This is a genomic window from Nonomuraea sp. NPDC005692 (genome assembly GCF_040631115.1).
In the GTDB taxonomy this organism is placed as follows: domain Bacteria; phylum Actinomycetota; class Actinomycetes; order Streptosporangiales; family Streptosporangiaceae; genus Nonomuraea.
The window spans coordinates 1-5,635 of sequence record NZ_JBEXYU010000073.1 but is presented as its reverse complement, the minus strand read 5'-3'; the positions used below and the strand labels follow the sequence as shown (position 1 = coordinate 5,635).

General features: G+C 69.7%; 7 protein-coding genes and 1 pseudogene. 1 reads left to right on the top strand and 7 read right to left on the bottom strand.

The annotated features are described in order from the left end of the window. Positions 1-556, bottom strand: a pseudogene (locus tag ABZ459_RS52585) (tRNA (adenosine(37)-N6)-threonylcarbamoyltransferase complex transferase subunit TsaD); the annotation flags it as partial. 390 nt (positions 557-946) lie between these two features. Here ABZ459_RS52585 and ABZ459_RS52580 point away from each other — a divergent pair. Further along, a complete protein-coding gene (locus ABZ459_RS52580) occupies positions 947-1,522 on the top strand; it encodes a GNAT family N-acetyltransferase (RefSeq protein WP_357989055.1) in 576 nt (191 codons plus the stop codon). A gap of 39 nt (positions 1,523-1,561) precedes the next feature. Here the strand turns inward: ABZ459_RS52580 and ABZ459_RS52575 are convergent, their stop codons facing one another. The 6 genes from ABZ459_RS52575 to ABZ459_RS52550 all read right to left on the bottom strand — a co-directional run bounded on the left by ABZ459_RS52575 (position 1,562) and on the right by ABZ459_RS52550 (position 5,376). After that, complete coding sequence (locus ABZ459_RS52575; RefSeq protein ID WP_357989053.1) at positions 1,562-1,930, bottom strand: STAS domain-containing protein; 369 nt, start codon at positions 1,928-1,930, stop codon at positions 1,562-1,564. Between the two features lie 289 nt (positions 1,931-2,219). Further along, positions 2,220-3,110 (bottom strand): GntR family transcriptional regulator, encoded by an 891-nt coding sequence (locus ABZ459_RS52570; RefSeq protein ID WP_357989051.1) that lies wholly within the window; start codon positions 3,108-3,110, stop codon positions 2,220-2,222. 11 nt (positions 3,111-3,121) lie between these two features. Then, positions 3,122-4,381, bottom strand: a complete 1,260-nt coding sequence (locus ABZ459_RS52565; RefSeq protein ID WP_357989049.1) for a carotenoid oxygenase family protein — start codon at positions 4,379-4,381, stop codon at positions 3,122-3,124. 271 nt (positions 4,382-4,652) lie between these two features. Beyond that, positions 4,653-4,916 carry a hypothetical protein gene (locus tag ABZ459_RS52560; protein ID WP_357989047.1) on the bottom strand — a complete coding sequence of 88 codons (264 nt, stop codon included), beginning with the start codon at positions 4,914-4,916 and terminating at the stop codon, positions 4,653-4,655. A gap of 16 nt (positions 4,917-4,932) precedes the next feature. Further along, positions 4,933-5,073 carry a DoxX family protein gene (locus tag ABZ459_RS52555; RefSeq protein WP_357989045.1) on the bottom strand — a complete coding sequence of 47 codons (141 nt, stop codon included), beginning with the start codon at positions 5,071-5,073 and terminating at the stop codon, positions 4,933-4,935. Between the two features lie 120 nt (positions 5,074-5,193). Further along, entirely contained in the window at positions 5,194-5,376 is a 183-nt protein-coding gene (locus ABZ459_RS52550) for a hypothetical protein (protein WP_357989043.1), read from the bottom strand. Positions 5,377-5,635 lie beyond the last annotated feature (259 nt).

Below are 5,635 nucleotides of genomic sequence, written 5' to 3'. Positions count from 1 at the left end.
CGATGGCGGGGCCGCCGGGGTAGGGCAGGCCGAGGATGCGGGCGATCTTGTCGAACGCCTCGCCGGCGGCGTCGTCACGGGTGTCGCCGAGGTGCGTGATCGGGTCACGGGCCAGGTCGCCGAGCAGGAGCAGCGAGGTGTGCCCGCCGGAGACGACGAGCGCGACCGAACGGGGCGGCAGCGGCCCGTGTTCCAGGGTGTCGGCGGCGACGTGCCCGGCCAGGTGGTGCACGCCGTACAGGGGTTTGTCCAGGGCCAGGGCGTAGGCCTTGGCGGCGGCGAGCCCGGTCTGCAGCGCGGTGGACAGTCCGGGCCCGGCGGTGACCGCGACGGCGTCGATGCCGGACGGGCTGATGCCGGCCTGTTCGAAGGCGGCCCGCACGCACGGGACCATCGCCTCCAGGTGGGCGCGGGCGGCGATCTCGGGCACCACGCCGCCGAAACGGGCGTGCTCGTCCATCGAGGACGACAGGGCGGCGCCCAGGAGCCGGCCGTCGGCGACGATGCCGACGCCGGTCTCGTCGCAGGAGGTCTCGATGCCCAGGACGATCGCCATGCCACCCCTTATCGCCAGTAATTTGCAACTACGAATAATAGGCAACAATGATGGAGCTGTCCCACGGACCGGAGATGAACGATGCGAACCGCAGAGGTCAAACGGTGCTTCCTGGCCCGCTTCGCGGCCGCCGGACACGAGATCGTGCCCAGCGCGCCGCTGGCCGCCGACGACCGAACCTGCTGTTCGTCAACGCCGGCATGGTCCCGTTCAAGCCGTCCCGCCCCGGCCGCCGGGCCCACTTGATTTTCAGGACGCGGGTTTCCGCGAGCCCTGGTCGCTTCGGTGTCCTGTCGGTTCCTGTAGGGCGATCGCCGCGTCGTTGTCGGAGACGTCGTCCGCAGTAATCCGTTTGTGTGTCACCACAGCCCGCTGTCAGTATGAGGGCCCATGCGTCACCCTCTTGACACGCTGGACTGGCCGATTTCCACCGAGCGGCTGCTGTTGCGCCGGGCTGCCCCCGACGACCTGGACGCGACCTGGGCCTTCCGGCAGCTGCCGGAGACTCACGAATGGGTCGCGGCCGCCACAGAGACCTACGACGACTACCGTGAGCGTTTCCTCCGCGAGGAGCGGCTCGTAGACCTGCTCATCGTCGAACTGGACGGCCGGGTGATCGGTGACCTGACACTGAGGGTCCAGGACGGTTGGGCCCAGGAAGAGGTCGCTGACCAGGCGGAAAGCGTCCAAGCAGAGCTCGGGTGGACGCTCGATCCCGCCTACGGCGGCAAGGGCTACGCCACCGAAGCGGTACGCGCCCTCATCGACGTCTCCTTCAAGAGTCTTGGCCTGCGTCGCCTGCACGCGGACTGCTTCTACGACAACGAATCCTCGTGGCGGTTGATGGAGCGGCTCGGGATGCGCCGCGAACAGCACACGGTGAAAGACTCACTCCACCGCACCAAGGGATGGCTCGACGGTCTCTCATACGCGCTCCTGGCCGAGGAATGGCCCGCTCACGAGTGATTTTGGGCAACTCCGCCGCGACGCCCGTGCAGGCGGCGGTCAGCCGGGCCGACCGGCACCCGCGAGTGGCGGTGCGCCCGCGCGGTCTGGAGCCGGTCGGCGCGGTCCGCAAGCCAGTGATCGCCCAGATGCGCTCCAGCCGGGCCGGATATCTGTCAGCACCAGGGTGCTCTGCTGCTCCCGGCTTTGGCGCAGCAGCAGCACCAGCACGCCGATGCCCATGGAGTCGCAGAACGTCACGCCGCTCAGGTCCAGGACCAGGCCCGCGGAACCGGTGGCTTCCCAGGCGTCTTTGACCTGCCGGTGCAGCAGCCCGGCGGAGGTGTGGTCGAGCTCGCCCGCAGCGCGGGCCACGATGAAGTGCTCGTGCAGCCCGATCGAGGCGGGTGAACCGCTCGGCGGAAGCATTCGCCTCGTCCCCGTTCATGGGCCATCATTCTTGGCCCTCACGCAGACGTCGGCGACTCACAAAGGCAAGCCACGACGCCCTGCTCCCCGCTCTCCAACCTGAAGAGCGTGATCGCGGCGCCCGGCCAGGCCGGTGGAATCCACCGGCCTGGCCGGCACGCCACCGACTACGCACGGCCAACGTGCTGCCCAACGCCCCGCGACAGCGCTCTTGGCGGCGTCCTTGGCGGTGGGCCAGATGCGCCGCCCGCCGGCGGCCAACCGGCAGGCGGCTCCGGTGAAGGCCCGGTCACCGGCGGATCTCCCGGGGCGCGATCACGGTGGCCAGGCCGTCCAGCAGGCGTTCGAGGCCGAAGGCGAACAGTGATTGCAGGTCGAGCTCCGCGCCCGGCTCCGCGACCTGGGCGATCAGCGGCCCGTCGACGGACAGCTTGGCCTGACCCCACTGCTTGCTGGTCATCCCCGTGTCCAGCTCGGCGATGGCCTCGCTCTCGATGTTGATCGCCGTCCCCCGCACGTAGTTCACCATCGTGCCGTAGACGTGCATGCGGGTGATCGGGTCCAGGCCGAGGCCGTCGAGCGCGCGCAGGGTCCATACCCCGTATGCGAGCTGCCCGGGCAGTGTGGCCGGCCGGGTGATGGACACGAGCCGCGGAAGCCAGGGATGGCGCTGGTAGGCCGCCCACTGCAGCTGAGCGGCCACCCGCAGGTGGGAACGCCATCCCGGCGGCGGCTCCGGATATTCGATCTCGGCGAACGCGGCATCGGCGATCAGCTGGGTGAGCTCGGCCTTGGCCTCGAGGTGCCGGTAGAGGGCCATGGTGGCGACGCCGAGCTTGGCCGCCACCGCCCGCATGGACAGTGCGGCCAGGCCGTCGGCGTCGGCGATCTCCAGGGCCACGCGGACGACGCGGTCGCGTTCGAGACCCCCAGCCGAACGTGAGGGCAGTCTCCGGGGAGCGACCACGGCGCCGACCCGAGACACCGACTCGATGGCGCCTGCCTGCTTGAGCGCGGCCAGCGCCTTGCTGGCCGTCGCCATCGCGACGCCCCACTCGCGCATGATCGCCCTGGTGGTCGGGACGGGCGCGCCGGGCTGCAACTCTCCGTCGGCGATGCGCCGCTCGATGTCGGCGACGATCCGGAGGTACGGCGGTTGCGGATCGTTCACGACGGCCATGCTGCCATGTCTCAGCGGTCAGGCAGCCAGTTGCCGTGCAGACCGAGCGGCACTCTGACAGGAAGGTGGACGCGCGCGACGGGCTCACCCGTGAAGTCCTGGGCGGAGAGGATCACCAGGTCGCTGGCGTTTCGGCGAGGATTGTGCACGTACGTGAGCAGGTAGCCCTCGTCCTCCCCTTGCCCCGCGGCGGCGAACACGGCCTCACCGACCGCCTCGTCCTTGCCGAACCCGTGTACTTCATGCGTCCCTCGTTTCAGGTCGTGCTTGACCAGGGCGTTGGTGAAGGCGTCGTCCGGCGGCATGCCCTCGGGCGCGAACGGAATCCCGTACAGTGCCGTCGCGGCCGAGTAGCCATATCGGTACGGGCGGGTGGTACGTGCCTCGTTCACACGCGGGAAATCCTGCGGCCGGTCGTCGATGCGCTGCTGGTGGATCTTGTCCGGCGTGATCGTCCAGCGGTCCAGCATGGGCCGGATCGCTCCGGGGTCGGCGGGATCGAACGGCCCTTCGGCCGTGACCAGGTCGACCACGATCGCGTCGCCGTCGTCGTAGGCGTTGAGCGTGTGGCTGACATGGATCGGGTCGATGTCCAGCCAGCGCACCTCACCACCGGTCCGCGGCATGACCCCCACACGCGTCGGGTGCCCCGGCAACCACCGGCACTCGAACCCGTCGAAACCCAGCGGCGTGTCCCACAACACCACGTGCTCCTCGGTGAGCGCGAAGTCGTGCATGAACGGCGTCCGCGTCATGGAGATGGCGGTGGTCCGGACGACACTTCCCCTCGGGTCGGTCACGATGTACTGGACGAAGTCGCGGCCCGGCATGTACGACAGCGAATGCAACTCGCCGGTGAGCGGGTCGTGCTTGGAGTGCGCCCCCGCCGTGAACCCCTCCGCGGTCCCACCCAGCTCACACACGCCCACGGTGTTCAGCTCCTCGTCCAACTCGGCGGGCGGCAGGCCACCCTCCGCCAAGGCGAAGGTGCGCTGAGCGTGCTCGATCACGTGCACCATGGGCGCGAAGCCCGCTACGCGCACGAAGCGGTTGCGGTACCACTCGGCGCGGCCGTCACGCAGCCGCACCCCGTGCACCATGCCCTGGCCCATGCCCCAGATGTGCACAACGGGGTCTTCCACACCCAGCGGGTTGGGCCCGTTGCGCAGGTAGCGGCCGTTGAGCTCGGCCGGGATCCGCCCGGTGACAGGCAGGTCGTAGGCGGTGACCTCTTCAGTAAGGGGGGAGAAAGGCCCTTCCAGATACTTCATGTGGACACCGTACGCAAGAGAACGCCTGATCCCATGGCAGCACCGGGAAACGTCATTCTGTGCACTAGTGCAACAATCCGAGCCCACCCGAACAACCTCTCGCGGCGTCGCGGTTTCGAAGAGAACGCGACGCCGCTTGCAAAACCCGGCGGAGCCCATGTCGCTGATTCTCCAGGTTGCACACTTCACGTTGTCCCAAGAGGTCCTTCGCTCTTCGCCACCGACCTTCTTGGTCACGCCCCGGGAAGCCTCGGCGGTGGCCATGGGGCGGTCAGCCGAGTTCGGCGCCGATCTGGGGCAGCACCTTGGTGCCGACCAGTTCGATGGCGTGCAGGAAGTCGCGCTGCGGCAGGCCGCCGACGTCCATCTGCAGGATCTGGCGGGAGTGGCCGAGCAGGCCGTGCAGGTGCAGGATGCGGTCAGCAACCTGATCGGAGCTGCTGGCGAGGACCATGCCGCCGGGGCCGAAGGCCGCCGAACGGTCGGCGCGCGGCGGGGCAGGGCGGCCCAGCTCGGCCAGGCCGTCGGCCATCATCCGGGCCGAAGCAGCCTCAGGCGACGAACGCGGCCAGCAGGAACAGGAGCGCGTTCATCGCGATCGCGGCGGGTTCCTTACGGCGGGCGCGGGCGAGCGCGGCCAGGACCATGATCACGGCCAGGCCGGTCGCGGCCAGCGGGGTCAGGATCGGCACGATGCCGGTAGCCGCGGGCAGGAGGCCCGAGCGCGCCGGCGAGCTCGGCGATGCCGATGAAGCGGACGGTGCCGGCGGAGTAGTCCTCTGCCCAGGGCAGTCTGGGCTTCAGCTTCTCCTTCAGGTGGCGGTGACCGGGACACGCAGCGCTCCGGCGGCGGCTTGGGCGGCCAGCTCGGTCAGCGTCTGCGGGTTCGGGTCCGCCATGATCGTGTGCACGGTGACCTCGACGCTCTGGACCGCGTCCGGGGTCGGCCCTCGGGCGGAGGCGAGCCCGCCGCCCTTACGCAGCAGCCCGGCCAACTCGGCGCCGCCCCCGCCAGGTGCAGCACCGCGTCCACGCCCTCCGGCGCGAGCGCGGACTTGGGCCGGCCGCCGGGGGCCTTGAGTGCCAAGGCGCCAACGCGCACAAAGGTCAGAAACGGGTCAGCAGCTCAGCCTTCCGTCGCGACCTGTTCGATCATGGAAGCTTGTACGGCGGCCAGCACGGCGGCGGCGAAGGGCAGGGAGTGATGCGTGGCTCCCCAGCCAATGCCGAACACCACGGAGGCGGGATCGTTGT